The 22,133-nt window shown below is 41.6% G+C and carries 22 protein-coding genes and 1 other annotated feature; of the genes, 4 read left to right on the top strand and 18 right to left on the bottom strand.

What is annotated here, in order from left to right:
• The first annotated feature begins 28 nt into the window (after positions 1-28).
• Both ACNO7B_RS05600 and trpS read left to right on the top strand, forming a co-directional pair.
• On the top strand, positions 29-292 hold the full coding sequence (locus ACNO7B_RS05600) for a DUF3899 domain-containing protein (RefSeq protein ID WP_223255625.1): 264 nt from the start codon (positions 29-31) through the stop codon (positions 290-292).
• Positions 293-336: 44 nt separating this feature from the next.
• Positions 337-556 (top strand) — a binding site (T-box leader).
• Positions 557-609: 53 nt separating this feature from the next.
• On the top strand, positions 610-1,605 hold the full coding sequence (gene trpS, locus ACNO7B_RS05595) for a tryptophan--tRNA ligase (protein WP_008348488.1): 996 nt from the start codon (positions 610-612) through the stop codon (positions 1,603-1,605).
• A 35-nt stretch (positions 1,606-1,640) separates the two neighbouring features.
• Here the strand turns inward: trpS and ACNO7B_RS05590 are convergent, their stop codons facing one another.
• The 9 genes from ACNO7B_RS05590 to ACNO7B_RS05550 form a co-directional block, all read right to left on the bottom strand.
• Positions 1,641-2,393 carry a YjbA family protein gene (locus ACNO7B_RS05590; RefSeq protein ID WP_008348490.1) on the bottom strand — a complete coding sequence of 251 codons (753 nt, stop codon included), beginning with the start codon at positions 2,391-2,393 and terminating at the stop codon, positions 1,641-1,643.
• Positions 2,394-2,558: 165 nt separating this feature from the next.
• Positions 2,559-3,458 (bottom strand): oligopeptide ABC transporter permease, encoded by a 900-nt coding sequence (gene opp4C, locus ACNO7B_RS05585; protein WP_017360169.1) that lies wholly within the window; start codon positions 3,456-3,458, stop codon positions 2,559-2,561.
• A 33-nt stretch (positions 3,459-3,491) separates the two neighbouring features.
• On the bottom strand, positions 3,492-4,442 hold the full coding sequence (locus ACNO7B_RS05580) for an ABC transporter permease (RefSeq protein ID WP_007499031.1): 951 nt from the start codon (positions 4,440-4,442) through the stop codon (positions 3,492-3,494).
• A 77-nt stretch (positions 4,443-4,519) separates the two neighbouring features.
• The gene (locus ACNO7B_RS05575; protein ID WP_417901291.1) at positions 4,520-6,154 is read right to left on the bottom strand and encodes a peptide-binding protein; all 1,635 of its coding nucleotides are present in this window, start codon (positions 6,152-6,154) and stop codon (positions 4,520-4,522) included.
• An 85-nt stretch (positions 6,155-6,239) separates the two neighbouring features.
• Positions 6,240-7,235 (bottom strand): ABC transporter ATP-binding protein, encoded by a 996-nt coding sequence (locus ACNO7B_RS05570; protein WP_025207148.1) that lies wholly within the window; start codon positions 7,233-7,235, stop codon positions 6,240-6,242.
• Positions 7,236-7,258: 23 nt separating this feature from the next.
• Positions 7,259-8,239: an ABC transporter ATP-binding protein gene (locus tag ACNO7B_RS05565; RefSeq protein WP_035392443.1), complete on the bottom strand. Its 981-nt coding sequence runs from the start codon at positions 8,237-8,239 to the stop codon at positions 7,259-7,261.
• Between the two features lie 170 nt (positions 8,240-8,409).
• A complete protein-coding gene (locus ACNO7B_RS05560) occupies positions 8,410-9,204 on the bottom strand; it encodes a DUF2268 domain-containing protein (protein ID WP_017360172.1) in 795 nt (264 codons plus the stop codon).
• Positions 9,205-9,281: 77 nt separating this feature from the next.
• A complete protein-coding gene (gene fabF / locus ACNO7B_RS05555; RefSeq protein ID WP_007499040.1) occupies positions 9,282-10,523 on the bottom strand; it encodes a beta-ketoacyl-ACP synthase II in 1,242 nt (413 codons plus the stop codon).
• A gap of 21 nt (positions 10,524-10,544) precedes the next feature.
• A complete protein-coding gene (locus ACNO7B_RS05550; protein WP_008348504.1) occupies positions 10,545-11,483 on the bottom strand; it encodes a beta-ketoacyl-ACP synthase III in 939 nt (312 codons plus the stop codon).
• 169 nt (positions 11,484-11,652) lie between these two features.
• On the opposite strand from ACNO7B_RS05550, the gene ACNO7B_RS05545 reads away from it, so the two are divergent.
• Positions 11,653-11,886, top strand: a complete 234-nt coding sequence (locus ACNO7B_RS05545) for a hypothetical protein (RefSeq protein WP_017360173.1) — start codon at positions 11,653-11,655, stop codon at positions 11,884-11,886.
• Positions 11,887-12,088: 202 nt separating this feature from the next.
• Here the strand turns inward: ACNO7B_RS05545 and ACNO7B_RS05540 are convergent, their stop codons facing one another.
• The 4 genes from ACNO7B_RS05540 to ACNO7B_RS05525 form a co-directional block, all read right to left on the bottom strand.
• The gene (locus ACNO7B_RS05540) at positions 12,089-12,286 is read right to left on the bottom strand and encodes a ComZ family protein (protein ID WP_008348507.1); all 198 of its coding nucleotides are present in this window, start codon (positions 12,284-12,286) and stop codon (positions 12,089-12,091) included.
• An 11-nt stretch (positions 12,287-12,297) separates the two neighbouring features.
• The gene (locus ACNO7B_RS05535; RefSeq protein ID WP_008348509.1) at positions 12,298-13,263 is read right to left on the bottom strand and encodes a BMP family ABC transporter substrate-binding protein; all 966 of its coding nucleotides are present in this window, start codon (positions 13,261-13,263) and stop codon (positions 12,298-12,300) included.
• 90 nt (positions 13,264-13,353) lie between these two features.
• A complete protein-coding gene (locus ACNO7B_RS05530) occupies positions 13,354-13,929 on the bottom strand; it encodes a hypothetical protein (protein WP_017360175.1) in 576 nt (191 codons plus the stop codon).
• A gap of 75 nt (positions 13,930-14,004) precedes the next feature.
• On the bottom strand, positions 14,005-14,745 hold the full coding sequence (locus ACNO7B_RS05525; protein WP_007499048.1) for a hypothetical protein: 741 nt from the start codon (positions 14,743-14,745) through the stop codon (positions 14,005-14,007).
• Positions 14,746-14,957: 212 nt separating this feature from the next.
• On the opposite strand from ACNO7B_RS05525, the gene ACNO7B_RS05520 reads away from it, so the two are divergent.
• The gene (locus ACNO7B_RS05520) at positions 14,958-15,152 is read left to right on the top strand and encodes a YjzD family protein (protein ID WP_008348514.1); all 195 of its coding nucleotides are present in this window, start codon (positions 14,958-14,960) and stop codon (positions 15,150-15,152) included.
• Between the two features lie 119 nt (positions 15,153-15,271).
• Here the strand turns inward: ACNO7B_RS05520 and ACNO7B_RS05515 are convergent, their stop codons facing one another.
• From ACNO7B_RS05515 to ACNO7B_RS05495, 5 genes are all read right to left on the bottom strand, one after another.
• Positions 15,272-16,537: an MFS transporter gene (locus ACNO7B_RS05515; protein WP_007499050.1), complete on the bottom strand. Its 1,266-nt coding sequence runs from the start codon at positions 16,535-16,537 to the stop codon at positions 15,272-15,274.
• 169 nt (positions 16,538-16,706) lie between these two features.
• A complete protein-coding gene (locus ACNO7B_RS05510) occupies positions 16,707-16,886 on the bottom strand; it encodes a YjzC family protein (protein ID WP_008348517.1) in 180 nt (59 codons plus the stop codon).
• A gap of 103 nt (positions 16,887-16,989) precedes the next feature.
• Positions 16,990-17,940 (bottom strand): ornithine carbamoyltransferase, encoded by a 951-nt coding sequence (gene argF, locus ACNO7B_RS05505; protein WP_417901290.1) that lies wholly within the window; start codon positions 17,938-17,940, stop codon positions 16,990-16,992.
• A complete protein-coding gene (locus ACNO7B_RS05500; protein ID WP_417901289.1) occupies positions 17,937-21,017 on the bottom strand; it encodes a carbamoyl phosphate synthase large subunit in 3,081 nt (1,026 codons plus the stop codon). Before ACNO7B_RS05500 ends, argF begins: the two co-directional genes overlap by 4 nt.
• Entirely contained in the window at positions 21,010-22,071 is a 1,062-nt protein-coding gene (locus ACNO7B_RS05495) for a carbamoyl phosphate synthase small subunit (RefSeq protein WP_007499056.1), read from the bottom strand. Before ACNO7B_RS05495 ends, ACNO7B_RS05500 begins: the two co-directional genes overlap by 8 nt.
• Between the last annotated feature and the right edge of the window lie 62 nt (positions 22,072-22,133).

The following is a 22,133-nucleotide window of genomic DNA, read 5'->3' as shown; positions in this document are numbered from 1 at the left end:
CTTTTATGGGCACATATCTTTCTTAAGCATGATTAACATCACATTTTATTTAGCTTCTGGCACTTTGCTAGTGTGGTTATCGTTCATCACTTTAAAAAGTGGATTTTTTGATCAAATATCTTACAGCTTCCGAAAGGTGTTTGATTCTTTAAATAAGCAAAAGGACCATGTTGATGACAGTTTAAACAAACATTTATCATCATCTTTTCAAAGTAACTTTTCAACCTTAAGAACATTAGGTTTGAGTTTACTCATTGAAATGTTAATATTGCTCTTGATTTATTATATGTAGGTTTTGACTTTTGATTTTTGCTTATTTATAATGAATGAAATTACATTTTTGCGATGAAAAAGAAGAGTACATATATTCACCATTTACAGAGAGTCTGCGGTTGGTGCAAGCAGATAATGGCATGTATGGAATGGGCTTTGGAGCAGCTAACCGAACACTTGATAGAGTGAGTAGGCTTAGACGGAGCAGTCTCCGATATCAACGTCTTGAGTGATTTCTGATTTGAAATAACAAGGGTGGTACCACGGTTCATTCGTCCCTTTTCTGTTGAAAAGTGATGGGTGGGCCTTTTTATATTGAAGAAAAGAGGTTTTAGTATGACAAAAAAGACGATTTTCTCAGGCATTCAGCCTAGCGGTTCTGTGACATTGGGGAACTACATTGGAGCGATGAAGCAATTTGTCGATCTTCAGCATGATTACAACGGCTACTTTTGTGTGGTCGATCAGCATGCCATTACGGTGAGTCAGGATCGTTTAGCCCTTCGACAAAATATTAGAAGCTTAGCCGCTCTTTATTTGGCAGTGGGACTTGATCCTGAGAAGGCAACATTGTTTATCCAATCAGAGGTACCTGCCCACGCCCAGGCAGGATGGATGCTGCAATGTGTCGCTTATATTGGGGAATTAGAAAGAATGACTCAATTTAAGGACAAATCTGCTGGTAAGGAAGCAGTCGTTTCAGGACTATTAACGTATCCGCCATTAATGGCTGGCGATATTTTGTTATACGGTACGGACTTAGTTCCTGTAGGAGAAGATCAAAAGCAGCATCTTGAATTAACGAGAACGCTTGCTGAACGCTTTAACCGAAAGTATAACGACATCTTTACTGTACCTGAAGTCAAAATTCCAAAAGAAGGCGCTCGGATTATGTCTTTAACAGACCCAACGAAAAAGATGAGCAAATCTGATCCGAACCAAAAATCTTTCATTACCTTATTAGATGAGCCAAAACAGCTTGAAAAGAAAATCAAAAGTGCTGTGACTGATTCAGAGGGCATCGTCAAATATGACAAAGAAAACAAACCTGGAATTGCCAACTTGCTGACGATTTATTCTGTATTAGGGAACGTATCGATTGCAGAGCTTGAACAAAAATACGAAGGTAAAGGTTATGGTGAATTTAAGGGAGATCTTGCGAACGTGGTCGTGGATGCGTTAAAACCAATTCAAGATCGCTATTATGAACTCATTGAGTCAGATGAGCTTGATCGCATTTTAGATGAGGGTGCTGAAAAGGCAAACCGTGCGGCAAACAAAATGCTGAAAAAAATGGAGAATGCAATGGGTCTTGGCCGGAAACGCAAATAAAACAAGCTTGCAGCATATTCAGCTGCAAGCTTTTTCTAATTCACTTTTGATTCGTTTTCCATTTCCCAAAGTTTTTCAAAAAATGGCTGTCCTTTAATCATTTTTTCACAAAAGGCTAAATGGTTTTCTGACCATCCATCAATGGTTTCGTTATAAAGCATGTTCCAAATTTCCTCGAAAGACATTCGTTTGATCTGGTTGTACATGCGCGGATTCCATTCTGTATACCAATAGGCAATTTCTGCCCGGTTTTGAAGCCCCTTTAGTTGATCTAGCGCCATAAACATCAGCTGCTTCAGCTGTCTTTCTTTTCTCGTTAATCCGCTGATATGCTGCGGTGGTAATGATAGGATGTGATATTCTTTCGTCGATTCAAGGCTGTCTGTTGTGAATTCATACTCCTCTGCCTTCACATCTTTCACCATTTCATACACCAATTGCTCCTGTCTTGGAATCAATCGGCTCTTTCTCACAGGGATGGAATAACCAATCGTATCCACAGCGATGATTCTAATCCCGTCCGTGACCACAAAGCAATACTCTAATTTACGGCGTTCATGATTTTTTCGAATATATGATTTCTCAAATACAGACTCTAGCAGCGTCTTCGGCAGCTCTGATAGATCATTCTCTATGTAATCAAACAAAGGACTCTGCACCTTGAGTAAAGGTACTTGATCTAACAGCTCCACGCTGTCCTCCTTGCGCCACTCATGAAAATGGCACACATTATAGCCATTCTCTTCCCCTTCAAACCAATTCACCCATACGTCATGAAGAAATAACATAACCAATCCCTCACTTTTTAAAAACTGTTGTCCACAGTATGGGCAAGGGATAGAGAAATTATTCCAACTTTATTAAAACTTCTCCCTGACGGAAGGACGGCTTTATTTCCTGGGAAAAGGAGAACGTCTCGCAGAGTCCTTTCACGATTTTCTATAAGCAGAACCTTATTTTAGCTTTTTAGGATCAAGGGCATCTCTCAGTCCATCACCTAAGAAGTTAAAGCATAAAACGGTAAGTAGAATCAGTAAACCTGGGAACAGTGGATACCACCATGCTTGCACCATAATGGAGAAATTTTGTGCATCTTGAAGCATGTTTCCCCAGCTCGCCGTTGGAGGCTGGATGCCGAATCCTAGATAGCTAAGTGTCGACTCAGCTAAAATAACAGAACCGACTTTTAATGTAGCAGACACAATAATAGGGCCGATACAGTTCGGTAAAATATGCGAAAAGATGATGACATGGTTTTTCGTTCCGATCGTTCTTGCTGCGAGTACGAATTCTCTTGTGCGAAGTGACAAGAATTCACTGCGGATCAGCCTGGCGGTTGTTGTCCAGCCAGTCAGCGCAAAGATTAAAATCAATTTATCAATACCCGGTTTAAAAATTGTCACTAGCGTGATCAAAAGAAAAATATCTGGAATAGACAATACGACATCCACCATTCTCATGAGCACAGAATCGACAAAGCCTTTAAAGTATCCCGCTACCGCTCCAATGACGGTACCAATGGTGATGGCTCCGACTACTGAGACAAAGCCAACTAATAGAGACACCCTCGCTCCGTATAGCACCCTTGAAAAAATATCTCGACCAAACTTGTCGGTTCCCATAAAATGCTCTGCACTTGGAGGCTGTAGCCGTTTCAACAAGTCTTGCTGTTCCGGTGCGTAAGGTGCGATCACCGGGGCGAAAATAGCTGAAAAGATAATGATCAATAAAATAGCGGAGCCGGCAACCGCCAATTTATTTTTGAAAAATTTCTCACAAAATAAACGAAGCATCGTCTCTGGTTTTGGCGGAAGGCCTTCTTTTAATTTGAGATCAACAGGAGGTGTTCCCATATTAGGTTGTGCCAATTGTGCCTCAGCTCCCTTCTAATATTCAATACGCGGATCAACGATCGCATAGAGAATATCCGCTATTAAGTTTCCAACGACCACGAGCACAGCAGAGATAACAGTCATCGCCATAATGACGGGATAATCTCTTGAAAAAGCAGAATCGATAAACAGTTTCCCAAGCCCTGGCCATGTGAAGATTTGTTCCACCACGACTGCGCCGCCAATAAAGGATGGAATCATGAGTCCAAAGATCGTAATAACAGGCATCAGACCGTTTCTCAATCCATGTTTGAAGATGACTTTGTTTTCTCTAAAACCTTTCGCTCGCGCCGTGCGAATGTAGTCCTGCCGCATCACATCGAGCATACTTGACCTTGTATAACGTGTAAGGCCGGCCATATCAGCCGTTGCTAAAACAAAGGCCGGTAAAATAATATGATGAAGCCGGTCAAATAGATTAAAATCTGCATTTAAGGTAGAGACACCGCCGGTCGGAAACCATCCTAAATTCACTGATAACACCATTATAAGGATCAAACCAAACCAGAAATTCGGAATAGCCAGTCCGATAAATGATGTAACCGTAATACCATAGTCAAGTTTTGTATACGGACGTTTTGCTGAAAGAACACCAAATGGGATGGCAATGATCAGGGCAACTAATGTAGAAAAGATCATGAGGATGAGAGTATTAGGCAGCCGGGCAAAAATCAAATCAGCCACGGGCGTTCCTTTTTTTACAATGGATGTGCCAAAGTCACCTTGAAGCATATTGCCGAGCCATTTCATATATTGCACATATTCAGGATCGTTCAAGCCGTACTTATCAATAAAGGCTTCCCGGTCTGCGGCACTAATGGTCGGGTCCATCATGAGTGACATCGGATCGCCTGGTGCTGCTTTCATAATCGCAAAGGACAAAATCGTAATACCAAACAAAATTGGGATGGAAAGAAGTGTCCTTCTAATGATATATGTAACCATATGCACAACTCCTTTTTCATCGGATGGCCATACTATGATGAAAAAAGGGGAGATCCCTCCCCTTCTTCACTAGCAAACTACTGTTCAATCCACCATTTTTCGATTTTGTAATATTCATCTTTCGGGTGGTAAGAGTAGCCTTGTAGATTAGATGGCATCGCGCGATGTGAGTTGGCATAATAAAGGAACGTATACGGCTGGTCTTCTGCAATCAGCTCATAAATTTTTTCATACGCCTTTGAATACTCTTTACGATCACTCAAGTTTTTGGCATCAACTAGCAGCTTATCGACTTCTTCATTTTTATACCAAATGTTATTTAAGCCTTTTTCAGACTGACTTGAATGAAAAATGCTGTATTGGTCAGGGAATGTCGCTAAGCTCCAGCCGAGTAATAACGCATCATAATCCCATTTTGGCGGGGTTGTTTGTTCGATTAATGCACTGAACTCCACAATTTGCGGTTTTGCTTCAATGCCAATTTCTTTGAGCTGCTGCTGGACAACGACAGCAATATCTTCACGGACTTTGTTTCCTTGGTTCGTCTTTATGACGAAGGAGAACTTCTTACCGTCCTTATCAAGATAACCATCTCCATCTGTATCCTCCCAGCCTTCTTCCTTCAGCATCTTTTTCGCTTTTTCTTGATCAAATTCAAATACTGGGACATTTTCATTTTTAGGGTAGTTCCATGACAGCGGGCTTTCTGGGATATTGGCTACTTTCCCGTCTCCATCTAACACTTGATCTACAATGGTTTGACGATCAATGGCATGGGTAAGCGCTTGACGGACTTTTTTACTTTTGAACAATTCGTTTTTCTGATTCCAGCCAATATATGAATAATTAAGCCCTAGATCAGATTCGATTTTGATGTTACTAACTTTTTCAGCTGTTTGCAGTTCTGCTCCAGGTACTGCAAAGAAATCAATATCACCTGCGGATAGCTGGGCCATGGCTGCATTTTGATCAGGAATCGTTTTAATGGTGACTGTATCAAGGTATGGGCGTCCATCCCAATAGTCATCAAATGCTTCGAGTTTGACATAGTCTCCTTCTTTCCACTCGGCAAATTTAAATGGGCCAGAGCCGATTGGATTTTTTCGGTTAAATTCATTTTCGCCAAGATCCTTTATAGGGACATCACCTAAAATATGCTTTGGTAAAATGCCATAGCTTCCTAGCGTGACGTTATAAAAATATGGATCTTTTTTATTCAGCTTAAATTCGACCGAATAGTCCCCTGTTTTTTTGACAGACTCTAATACTTCAAAGCCTGATCCACGCTCACCATTGTAATCCTTATTGATCGGAATGCTGTATGTAAACACAACATCATCAGCCGTCAGTTCTTCTCCATCATGAAACTTCACGCCTTTTCTAATGGTCACATCAAACTGTTTGCCGTCATCGGATTCTTTAATATCTTCTGCCAACGCCAGCTGTGGGTTTAGCTTTCCATCTGTTTGCAGCAAAAAGCTATAGATTCTTTCTTCAATATCAGAACTTGCCACGTCTGTTGAGTAAAGTGAGTTAAATAATGTAGGCTCTGCAATCGAACCAATGACAAGATCGCCGCCTTGTACAGGTTTACCTGTGGATTTCTTTTCACTCTCTCCAGACGTTTTATTTCCACCAGAACAAGCAGCAAGGATCAATGTAAAGATCAGCAGTAAACTGACCAAAATGGACTTTCTCTTTCTATCTTTCATAGACAATTCCCCCTATCTTTTTTAAAAAATGATGACAGAAGCCCGTTTCATCCCCCCTCTCAAAGATGAGATCATACAAGCGTGATCAAGCGTCGTAGAGGTGGCAGGCCACAAAGTGGTTCGTTTTTAATTCTTGAAATTCTGGTACTTTTTCTTTACAGACTTCTTTCGCGTGTGGGCATCTTGTATGAAACACACAACCTTTTGGCGGATTTGCAGGGCTTGGTAAATCCCCTTGCAGCATAATCCGTTCCCTTTTCACCTGACCTTTTTTACGGGTGACTGGAACGGAAGATAAAAGCGCCTGTGTATACGGATGAAGCGGATCATCGTACAGGCTGTGCTTATCCGCAAGTTCCATCATTTTGCCAAGATACATGACGCCCACTCGATCACTAATGTGGCGGACCACACTGAGATCGTGAGAGATAAATAGATAGGTGAGGTCAAACTCTTCTTGAAGCTCTTCCATCAAATTGATGACCTGCGCCTGAATGGAGACGTCAAGCGCTGAAACAGGCTCATCTGCTATGATCATTTCAGGATTCATGGCAAGTGCACGAGCGATACCGATCCGCTGCCTTTGTCCACCGGAAAATTCGTGCGGGTATCGATTCGCAAAACTTGGGTGAAGGCCGACTTTGGATAAAAGCTGTTCTACTTTTTCATTTCTTTCTTTTAAGGAATATAAGTGATGTGTTTTGTAGGGTTCTTTGATGATACTTCGAAGTGTTTTTCTAGGGTTGAGTGATGCAAAGGGATCTTGAAAAACCATTTGGATGTTTTTCCTTGTTGATTGTCTTAGTTTTGATTCAGATACATGAGAGATATCTTGCCCTTTAAATAGAATTTGTCCTTCTGTTGGTTCATATAAACGAATCATCGTCCGTCCTAATGTGGATTTACCGCATCCAGACTCTCCAACGATGCCTAACGTTTCGCCTTTATAAATGTTTAAGTCGATGCCGTCAACCGCTTTGACTGCTCCTACTTTCTTTTGCAGCACCCCAGCTTTAATCGGAAAGTGTTTTCGTATATTTTTTAATTCCAGGATGGTTTCTTTCTCAGATCGATCTGTCATGTATGGTTGGTTTTCAGCAAGTGTCATGTTTGGCTTGCCTCCTCATATAAGAAACACCTGACGCTTCTACCATTTTCAAAGGTTGTCAGTTTGGGCAATTCACCTATGCAGCGTTCCATTACTTTCGGGCATCTTGGCGCAAAACGGCATCCTGCGGGAAGCTGATCTGGCGCAGGGACATTCCCTTTTATCGCCGTTAATGGCTGAATGTCTCCGTCAATGACCGGAATGGATTCAAGCAGTCCTTCTGTGTATGGATGAAGCGGCTGATCAAACAACTCTTCAACGGTTCCATTTTCAACAACCTGTCCGCAGTACATGACAATGACACGGTCTGCTACTTCCGACACAACACCTAAATCATGCGTAATGAGAAGTATAGATGTACCAAAGGTCGAACATAAATCTTTCATTAAGGTCAGCACCTGGGCTTGTATGGTCACATCGAGCGCAGTAGTCGGCTCATCCGCAATGAGGAGCTTCGGATCACAGCTTAGCGCAATGGCGATCATGACTCGTTGACGCATACCGCCGGATAAACGGTGCGGGTAATCTTTGATGATTTGTTCTGGCCTGGAAAAGCCTACAAGCTTTAGCAAGTCAATCGCTTTTTTGGTCGCTTCTTTTTTTGAAAGTTTTTTGTGGTAAATGAGGATTTCTGTTATTTGTTCCCCGATGGTTAAGACGGGATTAAGTGAGGTCATGGGTTCCTGAAAGATCATGGATACATCATTACCACGAATATTGCACAATTCCTTTTCACTATATGTAACAAGGTCTTTTCCATCAAGCTTAATGGAACCATCCATAATCTTCCCACCAGTCCCATTAATCAGACCCATGATGGATAAAGACGTAATACTTTTACCAGACCCAGACTCACCGACTAATGCGACTGTTTCCCCTTTTTTGATACTAAAATCAACGCCATCAACAGCAGGTATTGGTTCCTTTTTTCGAAAAAAATAGGTTTTTAAGTTTTGCACTTCAAGCAGTGTGCTCATGCATTCGCCCCTTTCTCCATAGATCAAATGAACCGAATCGAAAAATTCCGTCTTTTTAGAATAAAAAGAATTATCAAAATTTATATTTGTATATTATTACATCAGCATGACGAAATCAAGAAGTATTTAGTAAAATTGTAATATGTCACTTTTTTTGTGAATGTTTGTCTTTACGATTCTATCGCCTTTAAAAACGTTTCCGCTGGCTCCGCAATCATAGACTCCTCGCTGATTCGGTGCTCATCGAAATACTTTTTCACGATATAAAATCCAGTGGCATAGCCAAGCATTTTGGGGTAGTTCCCTTTTCCATAAAGGAGATTCTGTATCAGCCTTTCGTCGTCCTGCACTTTCTGATAAAGGTGACTGGATACCCATTTCTTGTACATGCGCTGCAGCTGCGATTCGTCATATAAAGTCGTCCACTTTGCTGTATAGCTTTCTCCATATCTATGATACACAGCATATTCAGCGAGCCCCTCCATCATGATTGTATCAAGGAATGTAAAATCTTTTTCTTCTTTCGTGAGAAAATGCAACCTGCATACATGGTGATATTCATGCGTCAGCAACGTACCGATTCGCTCCTTCGGTGTATGCGGGGATAAAAAAAGAAAGATTTTGTCATCAAATGCCATGCCGGATTGAAAGTAAAATTGTTCTCTGATCTCTTTGCTGCTCTCATTAACAGGCAAAATAAAGACAGGGACATCAGGACCTCCCCACTTTTTTTGCAACGCTTTGTATTCTTTCATCACAAGCTTGAAATACCCTTTTTCTTTGAGCTTGTCGATCATTTCCTGGCAGGCGTTCCATGATCGCACCATTCCGTGATGTTGTAAATGGGCGAGAATAGATGATCCTTCTTTTTTCTCCGCTCCTTTAAAATAAGGGACAAAACGTGCCGCCAGCTCCTGAAATGATGATGATTGCTCAATGAGATATTGTGTATTGATCAGACCCATACCGCTGAACACCTCCATTTTCATCATATGCAAAAAGGCGGCGATCTGTTTATAGATCGCCGCCTTCTTAAGACATATTACGCTTCGTATTTTTTGAAGATAATTGTCGCATTGTGCCCGCCAAAACCAAGTGAGTTGCTCAACGCAACTTGTACTTCTTTTGAACGTGCTTCATTTGCTACATAATCAAGATCACATTCTTCATCTGGTGTTTCAAGGTTAATCGTTGGCGGAATGACACTGTCTTTAATCGCCAGAACAGAGAAAATCGCTTCTACTCCGCCTGCTGCGCCAAGTAAATGACCTGTCATTGATTTTGTCGAACTGATCGCAAGCTGATTCGCATGCTCTCCAAACACTTCTTTAATCGCCATTGTTTCAAACTTATCATTATACGGTGTGCTTGTTCCGTGGGCATTGATATAATCAATTTCTTCCACTGTTAAACCTGCATCACGAATGGCTTCTTTCATTGCACGTACGCCGCCTTCTCCGTTTGGAGCAGGTGCTGTGATATGGTATGCATCTCCAGTTGAGCCGTAGCCAACGATTTCTGCATAAATGGTCGCACCACGTTTTAACGCATGCTCTAATTCTTCAAGAACAACAATTCCCGCTCCCTCACCCATGACAAATCCGTCACGGTTTTTATCAAATGGACGACTTGCTGTATCTGGATCAGGATTTGTCGAAAGGGCTTTGTTTGCACAGAAGCCAGCAAACGACATTTTCGTTAACGGTGCTTCTGTTCCACCTGTAATCATCGCATCTGCATCTCCGCGCTGAATGACTTTAAAGGCATCACCAATGGAGTTTGTTCCTGTTGCACATGCTGTTACTGTACAAGAGTTAACCCCTTTTGCGCCAAGAGCAATTGAAATTTGGCCTGTTGCCATATCTGGAATCATCATTGGAACGAAGAACGGGCTTACGCGTCTTGCTCCTTTATTCGAATACACTTCGAATTGCTCTTCGAATGTTTCAAGTCCGCCAATACCAGATCCAACCCATACCCCAACACGAGGTGCGTTTTCATCTGTAATTTCAAGGCGTGAATCATCTAAAGCCTTTTGAGCAGCAACGACTGCATATTGTGTGAAGCGTGCCATCTTTCTCGCTTCTTTTTTCTCCATGTAATCTTCGATGTTAAAATCTTTTAGTTCTGCTGCTACTTTTGCTGTATATTCACTTGAATCAACACGTGTGATCGGGCCAACACCTGATACACCTGCTACAGCATTTTTCCATGTTGTCTCTACATCGTTGCCAAGAGGTGTCAAAGCACCTAATCCTGTAACAACTACTCGTTTCTTATCCATTAATTTGTGCACCCCACTCTTTTATCGGCCCCATCGCATAGCGATTGCGCCCCACGTTAATCCTCCACCAAAACCAACCATTACAATCACATCGCCGTCATGAATTTTTCCGGCTTCGATTTCTTCACATAGTGAAATTGGAATGGATGCTGCTGATGTGTTTCCATATTTATGGACTGTTTTCGACATTTTTTCAACTGGCAGCTCTAAGCGTTCGCGTGCTGCTTCCATAATGCGAATGTTTGCTTGATGCGGAATCAAGAAGTCTACGTCTTCTTTTGATAGTCCAGCTTTTTCAATCACGTTTACACTTGACTCGCCCATTTGTCTCACAGCAAATTTAAATACTTCTCTTCCATTCATGATTGTATGATCTTTTTCATCTAAGTACAAGTGCTTCCCGCCGCTTCCATCGGCTCCAAGCTCAAATGATAGAATTCCCTTGCCTTCGCTGACTGTTCCTAGTACAGCAGCACCTGCTCCATCTCCAAACAAAACAGCTGTGTTGCGGTCATCCCAGTCGGTAATGCGAGAAAGCTTTTCTACACCAACGACAAGCACATGTTTGTAAGTGCCTGATTCGATAAATTGTTTTCCAGTAACAAGCCCATACATAAAGCCAGCGCAGGCAGCGCTAATATCCATTGCACATGCTTTATGTGCACCGAGCTGCTCTTGAATCATACAAGCGACTGTCGGAAATGCTTGATCTGGCGTAACTGTCGCTACAAGAATCATATCAATATCTTCTGCAGCCACATCTGCGTCAGCTAATGCTTTTTTTGCAGCAGCAAGCGCCATATGAGATGTATTGACATCATCAGATGCAATTCTTCTTTCTTCTATACCTGTTCTAGTACGAATCCACTCGTCAGAAGTTTCAACCATTTTTTCTAAATCACGATTTGTTAATACTTTTTCAGGTATATAGCGGCCAAGGCCAATAATTCCAGCATTCATTGAATAAGACTCCTTTTACTCATACGAGCATGTGATATTGTGATCTTATATTAGTATCTGGTACTAATTTTACCTTATTTTTTTCTCCTTGGCAATACAAACGTCTAACCTTTCCTCTCACTTTTTTCATAGATTAATGATATACCAATAGTAGAAAGGAACATGTGATATGGCGCAAAAGGATATTTTCTCAGCAATGATGTTTGGTCAGCCGCTAGAAAAGGAGAAAAGCAAGATAGAAAAAAAGGAGGAGCGTGCAGAGACTTCTTCAAGTGATGACTCCATTGACTACATGCATGTCATGAATCAAATTGGAAACATTATGAACTCCATCGATGAGCTGAAGCCTGTGTTTAAAGATGTTGGTCCTATGATTAGTGCCTTCAAGAAAAAATTATCATAAAAAAAAGCCACTATTCTGTGGCTTTTTTTGATTGTTGACAAAGGGCTAAAATATTTTAGCCCTTTGTCTTCTTCTCAGCGTGATAGAAAACCTTTGCAGTCTAGGATGGACGAGCACTGGAGCGGAGCGAATTTGTCATTCGTGAGCACCAGCGCGCAGGACTGACAAAGAATGCGAGGGTTTGTCTACACGCTGAAAGCCACTATTCTGTGGCTTTTTCTGATGCTGCATCTGCTTTTCCAAGCTCATATGCCTCTTGCATGACAGATGTAAACAAAGAGAGAAGCGGCTGAAGTGCTTGTGGATCAAGCTGAATCCCTGCTTTATCTAATTCTTCTTTTGCTTGTGGAAAATACTTCATCGCAATTTGTAAAAACTCCATCGATTTTTCGTGCTGCATGTTCAACGTCCTCACTTTTCATTTGGCAGTTTGCCTGTTTTTTTGTAATTCGCAATATCCTTCTCAATGTCTTTCACAAAAGCGCGGTCTATGGTTGAGCTAAATTTCCCCATTTCGATCACTCCTTCTTTAAAGTCAAAGGAGTACTCACCTTGTTCGTTTAGCTTGCCTTCATTAAACTTCTTCGCAATGATACTGTACGCTTTATCGACATGCTGTACTGTGCTAGTTAACACCGTATGGCTTCCAAGGTTGGATTGATCAGTGACATATCCGATCGCAGATAAATTGTCGTTTTTGATTTGTTCAATGACAGGGATATTATAACCATCACCTGCTGGATACACAACATCTACACCTTGTTTTTTCAATTTTTGATAGAGGTTCACCGCTTTGTCAGCATCATCCCAGTTTTCGACAAATTCCGCTAGGACTTGCACATGTTCGTCCTGATATTTTGCACCTTTGATAAAACCGTCTACTTCACTTTGCCAATCATATGTAGCCAGAATACCAATCTTTTTTGTTTTGGACATATGTGCTGCTGTCATGCCTCCGAAAAAGCCCATTGCTTCTCCTTTAAACGTGACGTTTGTGACATTATCAGCTTGAGGCTTGCCTCCATTGACCGTGATAAATTGTGTTTTCGGATAATCTTCACTGATCAAGTTGAAAATTTCGCTGTATTCATTGCCATGGCCAATAATCAAATTGACTCCTTTTTTATGAAATTCTTCAATGGCATCAACGATTTTCTCCTTGTCGACCATCCCTTCCTTATAATAAACATCTACACCAAATGTTGATTGGATATTTAATAAGCCTTTATAACCTTTCGTTCCCCAAACTTGATCATTAATCGTATCGGGGACGAGTAAACCCACCTTCTCAATATGTCCTTTTAACGGCGCCTGCGAGCAGGCAGATAGCATAAGAAGAAGGAACGAAAAGATCATGACAAGCCGCTGGTACTTCATGCCATGTTCAACTCCCTTTGCAACACGCAGGCATGAACCTGTATGTTAAATATAGGTTTATTTTATACTGAAAAAAGATAAGATGGAAGATCATTCTTGCTTTTTGTCGAAAAATGTTGAGTTTTGTCTTTTCCATTCTGCTATGATTTCTTCTGCTTGTTTGTCACCTGTTTGTCTTTCTACCTTCAATTGATGGATCATTTCCTGCCTTTGATCAGTCCGTGCCCACTTTAAAAGCTCCTTTGCGACATCTTCTACAAAAAATGCGTGATCATCCTTTGTTCGTCTCTCTTCATGGAGTGACCACGGACCAAACATGCGTGGAAGGATAACAGCCGAAACGCTTTGTTCATGCGAATGGCTTTGGGGTTCTTCGTAAAACAAGCGGTATATGCCATGCTTCGCTTCGAGGTCTGTCTCTCTGTTCATTGAATCATCTGATTGAAAAAAGATCAGGTCATATGCCTCTTTCCTATCTTGACCATCAATAACGCGGACAAGATCATTGCGGCCAAGCCACATCATCCGCTCTTCTAATAACATTTTTTGCTCCTCTGACTTCTCCTTAGGATATGTGATATCCACTTGTATGCCCTCTTTCATCATATATTCACAAAGTGTCAGGCCAAAAAATTCATCTGCACCTATGATCAGTCCTGTTTCCATGTTCATGTCCCCTTTTTTAGCATATCGAATAAAAAGAAGAGCCCTTTCCATGAAGGGCTGTTATCATCCTATTCATTACAATTCTCTTTCATGCGATTTATAAAACTTGTGAATGGACTGAAAGATTCTTCTTGGATGATCAAACATATGCAAGGTAAGGTCCATCTGACAATGGTCTGGATTCATCATATGTTGATCAATAAAAGGCTTTGCATGTAGTTCATAGGCATACGGTGCGCCGTTTAGTCTCTGCCATATATGAATCGGTACATGAGCTGAATGAACGGGGCAAGAAGGAAGTGGATACGTTTCTGCTTCCTTTGCAGAGCACCCATAGCTCTGTGCGAGTTCTTTCATGAACTGTTTGTAGAAGAATTTGTGTTCCTTTTCTCTTTCTCTTTGTGCTTGCAGGTGTAAACATGGATTCATCATGGCTATAGACCTTAGCACTTCTGGCATTTCTTCGGCAAGACTCATGGCGACAAGTGCACCCATTCCCTCTGCCAGCACATGAATTTCCCGGTTTAATATTTCTTGTTTTAATGTGTGATGAACAAGCTGTTTCGCACTAAAAACAGCATCTTCACATCCCCAGTGATTCCCATGAAGATGACTATTAAACAATGTATATCCTTCATCCTTTAAAGCAGTTAAAAGCTGGTTTCTTCCGTAATGCTGAAGCCAGAATGATGTATTTTCCTGCACAAAGTGATTTCGGTCACCGAGGATTAGAATGCCAAAGCCATTTGGTTTTTGAGGAAGGTGAATGACGTTCCACTGGGAACCAAGCTGGAAAAAACGTTCGCTTACACCCATATGGCCAGCCTCCTTTCAGTGATTCTGCTTTCTATGATATGAACAACAACTCTTGTAGGAATAAGGAAATCCCCTAAAGACAGAAGAATTCTTTTTATTTTTATAGTAGAAGGTCTCAAAATGGTCACATAAAGGCGGAAAACAGTCTTTTCTCTGAACTCGTATCTATGGTATGATAGTCAATAGATTGTTACATAAAGGACGGTGGAATAATGCATTACATTATCACCCTCATTTGGACTTTTCTGCTGACACATATGGCTGGTTACATCGTTGCATCTATGAATGGAGCTGCTTATGATTTTACGTTAACTTCCATTCTTGCCATAGTGTTTACGGTTATTTTATTCATCTTTGCTGAAGTAAGTCCAATGAAAGAAACAGAAAGTTCAACAGAACATTCTTAATATTGCTGGAAAAGAGCTAATGATTTGAGGTTAGCTCTTTTTCTTTTTTTCAGAATGATGACCAGAAGTTGAGAGGGCACGCTAAAACCCCCTGCCGTCAATTACAGGGGGTTTTTGAGTTACACCTCAACCGTTTCGGACTTCTGTTTGTCTGCTGACAAATGGCTTTTCGCAAGCCCTGTGAACAGGAAGATCGCAATGCCCGATAAAATTTCAAGCACACCACCCCCCGCAATGACAGGTCCTGCTCCAAAGCGTTCTGCCAGGACGCCCGATATGACGGCTGCAAGCGGGAGAAAGACATTTGATGACGCATTGATCACGGCATATACTTGCGGCTGATCTTCTTGGTCAACAGACGTTTGAATAATGACCATCTCTGGGACATTGATTGCACTGACGGCTGCACCAAAAATAAAGGAAGCTAGAAGAACGACTGGAAGCCATGTACTCATTCCAGTGATAAAGAATGCAGCTCCTTCAATCATGCCTGCGACAATAAAGAACAAGCCGAATCTTTTGATTTTCACCTTCGCCAGTGCAAAGCCCATCATAAATGCACCGACTGCGGCGACACCTCTTAAAATGGAATACACCATTGAATCACTTTGCAGCGCTTCTGCTACATATACAGCGGATAATGCCTGCCACGGAGCTGCGGCGACATTCATTAAAATACAATAAAGGGTCAGTGCAAATAAAATATGATGATTTTTAACAACTAGAAAGCCTCTTTTTAAGTTATACAGATATGTATTCTTTGCTTGCTTAATGTCTGCTGCTTTTTCTGCATCTGACTTTTGGAGTTTAACGCCAATAATGAACAAGCCCGATATGATAAATAAAGCAGTGGTGATCAGGAGCGTATCTGCAGGTCCAATTAATTTGACCAAAAGACCAGCGACCATCACCGCAGCAAGTGCGACAATTTCAAAAGATGATTGCAGGATCGCATTTGCTTTTTGAATGAGATGCTTTGGAACAATCTGCGGCAGGATGGCCACAGAAGCCGGGTTATAGGCTGCACCTGTTGCCGATTGAATAACCATTAATGAGATCAATAACCATAGAGGCAATATGTGCGAAAAATGCAGTAGTGGAATAATGAGTACAATGGTTGCTCGAATGACATCTGAAGCAAACATCCATTTAGATAAATGGTGTCTTTTCATAAGAGGTCCTAGTATTGGGGCCAACAATGATGAAGGAAGAACTGTCACTGCTAGAAGAAGTCCGGTACCGAGCGCTCCATCCCCTCTTAAAATCAATAACCAAAGAACGGATGTAAAAGCAAAACTTTCTCCTGTATTTTTTATGAGTCTTGATATGAACAATGAGGTGAAGCGTTTATTCCAAACACTTTCACTGAGATTCATCTTTTCCATCACACAAATCCTTTCAACCTTATACTATTCTTACATATTTTACCTTAATCTTTCTTTTTTTCATACTATTTATTTGAAAATTGGAACTTAATTGTTTTTTATTATAAAGAAAAAAGAGGCATGACACATGCCTCTAAAGACTTATTCATATGGACTCTTAGTCAATTGCTTACGGCTTCCTTTGGTAAGTCCAAACACGGTTATGGTTCGAGTTATCCGGAAAGACGTCTCCTGCTTTAAGCTTTATCTTTAAAGGATCTTTCACCATACTACCGGTCTCACCGATTTCGATATAAACACCATTATTAGGTGCCTTATTCCCAGATTTAAACTGATGCTGTTGACCCATTTTCATCCTCCTTTCTCGATTAATGTTATTATGTCCCGTCCATTGCCTCTCCAATCCAATATGTAAAAAGTCCCTGCTCAGTCGAGACAGGGACACTTGTGATTTATTTAGGTTGTTGATACATGAGCTCTTTGATTAACGCTTTTTGCACATGCAAGCGATTTTCTGCTTGCTGGAATACTTTAGAGTGTGGTCCATCAATGATATCAGCCGTCACTTCTTCTCCTCGGTGTGCCGGCAGACAATGAAGGAAGATATAATCTGCTGCTGCATGTTGCATGAGTTCCTCATTGACTTGATATTCTTTAAATTCAGCTAGACGTTTCTCTGTTTCAGCTTCCTGTCCCATGCTTGTAAATACGTCTGAATAAATGACATCTGCATCCTGAACAGCAGCTACTGGATCTGTTGTGACGATGACTTCTGCGCCTGATTGTTTTGCAAACGCCTGGGCAGTCTCTGTCACCTCTTGAAGAGGTTCATAGCCTTTTGGTGATGCAACGGCAATGTCACAGCCTAACTGCGCGCAGCCGACCATTAAGGAATGAGCCACATTATTCCCATCACCGATGTACGCCACTTTCACACCCTTTAGTGTGCCTTTTGCTTCTTTAATCGTCAGTAAATCAGCCAGTGCCTGACATGGATGAGAGTAGTCCGTTAGTCCGTTGATCACTGGAATAGAGGCGTATTTTGCAAGTTCTTCTACCTTCTCATGTTCAAAGGTTCGAATCATAATGCCATCTACATACCCAGACAGCACCTGCGCTGTATCAGCAATCGTTTCTCCTCTGCCAATTTGCAGATCATTTGAGCTGAGGAAGAGCGCATGTCCGCCTAGCTGCGTCATGCCCGCTTCAAACGAGACACGGGTTCTAGTTGAAGATTTTTCAAAGATCATCGCTAACGTTTTTCCTTTGAATAAATCTTGATATGGATGTTGTTTCATTTCTTCTGCTTTTTCAATTAAGTACGCAATGTCATTGATCGAAAAGTCTTTTAACGATAAAAAGTCTTTTCCGTATAATGCTGGTTGTACGTGGACTTGGCTCATGCCGTCACTTCCTTTTTATATAATTCGTGGAGAGATACTGGTGATACATCTCCATCTTTTCCTTGCAGGAACGCTTGCGCTGTTTCATATTCGGTTAGAACTTGAACACCATGTGTGAGTGCTTTTACACGCTGTTCTTTTGCCTCTTCATCATTACCTAAATGAATGTGAAGCGATTTATCGTCTTGTTGCAGCCACGATTCAAAGCTGCCAGTCCAGACGTCAAAGCCTGCTCGTTTTGCTTCATCTACGAATAATTCACTGCCTTGTATAAAGAGGCTTCCTTTCTGTTTCCAGATCGGTGCAAACACTTTTTTCAAGGCGCTTTCGACGTTCTTTCCAACACACATTCCTTCACCCGTCGCTTTCATTTCAGGTGTGAGCTTTAAATCGATATCTTGAATGGCATGTGAGGAGAAGACTGGGAATTTAACAGCTGTGCCCCCCTTATTCTTCGTTGCCGGTTTCAATTCTTCAAGCGTTGCACCAGCTAACAGCTGAGTTGCCATTGGGATCATGTCAACACCCATGACTTTACTTACAACTGGAACAGTCCGGCTTGCCCGAGGATTCACCTCTAATACGAGCGCCTGGTTCCCTTTTATCACAAATTGAATATTCATAATGCCTTTAAAAGCTAATTTCTTTGCGATTTGTTCAGAAGCGTTATACACCTGCTCTTTGATGTCTTCACTAATAGAGACACTTGGCAAGATGGCAAAGCTGTCACCTGAGTGTACGCCCGCTTTTTCAATATGCTCAACGATTGTTGGAATGAATGTCGTTTGTCCGTCTGAAATGAGATCCACTTCCACTTCTTTTCCAGTGACGTACTCATCAATTAAGATCGGATAAGGTAAATGATCTGGCTGATCAAGTAGTTCTGCCAATTGAGCTTCTGTATGAACAACGATCATGCCCATTCCACCAATGACATATGATGGACGAATAAGAACAGGGTACCCGATGCTTGCAGCATGCCCCAGTGCTTCTTCTTTTGAATGAGCTGTATCTCCTTTTGCATGAGGAAGATTCAGTTCATCAAGAAGCTGATAGAATAAATCGCGATCTTCTAATGCATCTAGTGTGTCAAAGGACGTGCCTAACAAGGTAACGCCGGCTTTTTCTAAACCTTCCGCCACATTGATTGCTGTCTGCCCGCCAAATTGAACGATGACAAAATCAATCTGCTCCGCTTCAACTACGTTTAAAATATGTTCTAACGTGATCGGCTCAAAGTATAAACGATCTGCAATCTCATAATCGGTACTAACCGTTTCTGGATTGTTGTTCATCATGATGGTTTCAAATCCAAGCTTTTGTAGAGTCAGAACGCCGTGAACGGCACTATAATCAAACTCGACTCCCTGCCCAATTCGAATCGGACCTGAGCCAATGATGAGTGCACGCTGCTTTGTTTTCTCTTGATGCTCTCCATCACTTTTGCCAAAGTACGTAGAATAGAAGTAATTCGTTTTTGCATCGAATTCAGCCGCACATGTATCGACAATTTTAAATGAAGCGGCAATGCCATATTCTTGGCGAAGCTGTCTGATATCTTGTTCACTGCGATCCGTCAGAGAAGCGATTGTTTCATCAAGGAAGCCTTTTTCCTTCACCTTTCTTAAGGTGTCTTTGGATAGCGTCCCCTGATGATTCTTCAATTCTTGTTCGAGTGTGATCATATTCTTGAAGACATGTAAGAAAAACAGATCAATCTTCGTCGTTTCATGAATCGTTTCAACGGTTTCTTGTCTGGAAAGCAGCTCCATGACAGCAAAGAAACGGCGATCGTCCGGTGTTTTGATTAATTCAAATAACTGTTCAGTCGAATGTTCTTTCAGTTCAGGCAAGTGGAAGCCCTTTGTTTTGATTTCAAGTGATGCGACGGCTTTTTGAATGGCAGATTCTAAATTACGGTCAATCGCCATGACTTCACCAGTCGCCTTCATTTTTGTGCCTAATTTCCGGTCTGCCTGTTTAAATTTATCGAACGGCCAACGCGGGAATTTCACCACGACATAATCGAGTGCCGGCTCAAAGCTAGCATACGTTGTTCCTGTAAGCGGATTTTTCAATTCATCTAGTGTATAACCGACCGCAAGTTTTGCCGCCATTTTGGCAATCGGATAGCCTGTTGCTTTCGATGCAAGAGCAGAAGACCGGCTGACCCGAGGGTTGACCTCAATGACAAAATATTCTTTGCTAAGTGGATCAAGAGCGAACTGGATATTACAGCCGCCAACGACATCAAGCGCTGAAATAATTTTTAAGCTCGCTGAACGGAGCATTTGATAATCCTGATCCGTTAATGTCTGTGACGGTGCAACGACAATCGAGTCACCTGTATGCACACCAACTGGATCGATATTTTCCATGTTACATACAGTGATACACGTATTTTGACGATCTCTCATGACCTCATACTCGACTTCTTTAAAGCCAGCAATGCTTTTTTCAACTAAGCACTGATGAATCGGACTCGCTAGAAGAGCACCTTCAATCAGCGGTTTAAAAGCCTCTTCAGTTAAAGCGATGCCTCCCCCTTTACCACCAAGTGTGTAGGCTGGTCGAAGAATGACGGGAAAGCCCACTTCTTTTGCAAATTGAAGGGCGTCTTTCGCATTATCCACAATTTCACTTTCTGGTACAGGTTCATTCAAATGCTTCATGAGAGCACGGAATTTCTCACGATCTTCACCGTTTTCAATTGTTTCAACTGACGTTCCGAGCAGTTTTACCCCATGCTTTTTCAGCACACCGGCTTTTTCCAGCTCGACAGCAAGGTTTAAAGCCGTCTGTCCGCCAAGATTGGCTAAAAGACCATCTGGTTTCTCTTTTTCAATGATTCTTGTCACTGAATCAACTGAAAGCGGTTCAAAATAAATTTCATCAGCAAATGACTCGTCTGTCATAATGGTTGCTGGGTTGTTATTCACTAAGATGACGTTGTAGCCTTCTTCTTTTAAGGCCATACAACCTTGTGTTCCTGAGTAATCAAATTCTGCTGCCTGACCAATGATGATTGGACCGGACCCGATGACTAGAATGGTTTGTATGCTTTGATCTTTAGGCATGTGCGACTTCTCTCCTTGCTTGTTTCACTTTCTCAATAAAATCATCGAATACCCATTCACTTTCTGCAGGGCCTGGATGTGCTTCTGGATGAAATTGAACGGACATAATCAGCTTCTCTTTATGAATGAATCCTTCAACAGATCCGTCATTCACGTGGAGGAATTTGACGTCCACTTCTTTGTCATTCATGCTTTTTTCATTGACCACATAGCTATGATTTTGGCTTGTCATAAAGACACGTTTTGATTCTGTATCTTGTACAGGATGATTCGCCCCGCGGTGGCCAAAAGGAAGCTTATACGTATCCCCGCCAAGCGCAAGAGCAATTAATTGATGACCTAAGCAAATGCCTAGTGTCGGGAAGGTCATCATGATGTCATGAATGGTTTTTAAATATGGCTTCATTGTTTTTGGATCTCCAGGTCCATTTGACAAAAGGATCGCATCTGGCTTGATATCAAATACCTTTTCCATTTGTTTGTACGGAATCACTGTGACTTTACAGCCGCGCGCTTCGAGTGAGTCTGCAATAGATTTTTTAAAGCCAAAATCAATGAGTGCTACATGTTCCTCGCCGCTGCCTTGTGTGTATACTTCATCTTCTGTGACCTGCTCAACCACATTGTCTTGCTTCATTGCAGGCGGCGTTTCATTTTCGTCTAAACTAAGCACTGCATTCATCGTTCCATTGGCTCGAATGTTCTGCACGACTGCGCGAGTATCTGTATGTGTAAGAAGCGGAATGTTCCACTTCTGTAAATAATCTTTTAAGCTTACGGCTGCAAGGTGATGAGAAAAATGCTCAGCTGCCTCATAGACAACGACCGCTTTTACTTGTGGTTTTTTGCTCTCAAAGTCTTCATGATTGATGCCGTAATTTCCGATGAGCGGATATGTGAAGACAATGATTTGTCCTTTATAAGAAGGATCTGTGAGCACCTCTTGATAACCTGTCATCCCTGTAAAAAAGACCACTTCACCTGTCATGCCAGCTTCTCCTGTCAGATCTCCTTCAAAAGAGGCTCCATCTTCTAAATTTAAATAACCTTTCATGCTTGTGTCACCCCATATTGAATAATTAATAATATAAATGCATTTTTATGCGTTCTGGTGTA

The sequence above is a fragment of the Bacillus sp. AK25 genome (assembly GCF_048270685.1).
GTDB classification, from domain to species: Bacteria; Bacillota; Bacilli; order Bacillales; family Bacillaceae; genus Bacillus; species Bacillus altitudinis.
Note: the sequence above shows the minus strand (reverse complement) of the source record. Positions and strands in the feature narration are given on the sequence as shown.

Bases quoted from the DNA above. Each gene is read 5' to 3' on its own strand.
- ACNO7B_RS05600 (WP_223255625.1), top strand. From the start codon at position 29: ATGATTAACATCACATTTTATTTAGCTTCTGGCACTTTGCTAGTGTGG.
- trpS (WP_008348488.1), top strand. From the start codon at position 610: ATGACAAAAAAGACGATTTTCTCAGGCATTCAGCCTAGCGGTTCTGTG.
- ACNO7B_RS05590 (WP_008348490.1), bottom strand. From the start codon at position 2,393: ATGTTATTTCTTCATGACGTATGGGTGAATTGGTTTGAAGGGGAAGAG.
- opp4C (WP_017360169.1), bottom strand. From the start codon at position 3,458: ATGGGAACACCTCCTGTTGATCTCAAATTAAAAGAAGGCCTTCCGCCA.
- ACNO7B_RS05580 (WP_007499031.1), bottom strand. From the start codon at position 4,442: ATGGTTACATATATCATTAGAAGGACACTTCTTTCCATCCCAATTTTG.
- ACNO7B_RS05575 (WP_417901291.1), bottom strand. From the start codon at position 6,154: ATGAAAGATAGAAAGAGAAAGTCCATTTTGGTCAGTTTACTGCTGATC.
- ACNO7B_RS05570 (WP_025207148.1), bottom strand. From the start codon at position 7,235: ATGACAGATCGATCTGAGAAAGAAACCATCCTGGAATTAAAAAATATA.
- ACNO7B_RS05565 (WP_035392443.1), bottom strand. From the start codon at position 8,239: ATGAGCACACTGCTTGAAGTGCAAAACTTAAAAACCTATTTTTTTCGA.
- ACNO7B_RS05560 (WP_017360172.1), bottom strand. From the start codon at position 9,204: ATGGGTCTGATCAATACACAATATCTCATTGAGCAATCATCATCATTT.
- fabF (WP_007499040.1), bottom strand. From the start codon at position 10,523: ATGGATAAGAAACGAGTAGTTGTTACAGGATTAGGTGCTTTGACACCT.
- ACNO7B_RS05550 (WP_008348504.1), bottom strand. From the start codon at position 11,483: ATGAATGCTGGAATTATTGGCCTTGGCCGCTATATACCTGAAAAAGTA.
- ACNO7B_RS05545 (WP_017360173.1), top strand. From the start codon at position 11,653: ATGGCGCAAAAGGATATTTTCTCAGCAATGATGTTTGGTCAGCCGCTA.
- ACNO7B_RS05540 (WP_008348507.1), bottom strand. From the start codon at position 12,286: ATGCAGCACGAAAAATCGATGGAGTTTTTACAAATTGCGATGAAGTAT.
- ACNO7B_RS05535 (WP_008348509.1), bottom strand. From the start codon at position 13,263: ATGAAGTACCAGCGGCTTGTCATGATCTTTTCGTTCCTTCTTCTTATG.
- ACNO7B_RS05530 (WP_017360175.1), bottom strand. From the start codon at position 13,929: ATGGAAACAGGACTGATCATAGGTGCAGATGAATTTTTTGGCCTGACA.
- ACNO7B_RS05525 (WP_007499048.1), bottom strand. From the start codon at position 14,745: ATGGGTGTAAGCGAACGTTTTTTCCAGCTTGGTTCCCAGTGGAACGTC.
- ACNO7B_RS05520 (WP_008348514.1), top strand. From the start codon at position 14,958: ATGCATTACATTATCACCCTCATTTGGACTTTTCTGCTGACACATATG.
- ACNO7B_RS05515 (WP_007499050.1), bottom strand. From the start codon at position 16,537: ATGGAAAAGATGAATCTCAGTGAAAGTGTTTGGAATAAACGCTTCACC.
- ACNO7B_RS05510 (WP_008348517.1), bottom strand. From the start codon at position 16,886: ATGGGTCAACAGCATCAGTTTAAATCTGGGAATAAGGCACCTAATAAT.
- argF (WP_417901290.1), bottom strand. From the start codon at position 17,940: ATGAGCCAAGTCCACGTACAACCAGCATTATACGGAAAAGACTTTTTA.
- ACNO7B_RS05500 (WP_417901289.1), bottom strand. From the start codon at position 21,017: ATGCCTAAAGATCAAAGCATACAAACCATTCTAGTCATCGGGTCCGGT.
- ACNO7B_RS05495 (WP_007499056.1), bottom strand. From the start codon at position 22,071: ATGAAAGGTTATTTAAATTTAGAAGATGGAGCCTCTTTTGAAGGAGAT.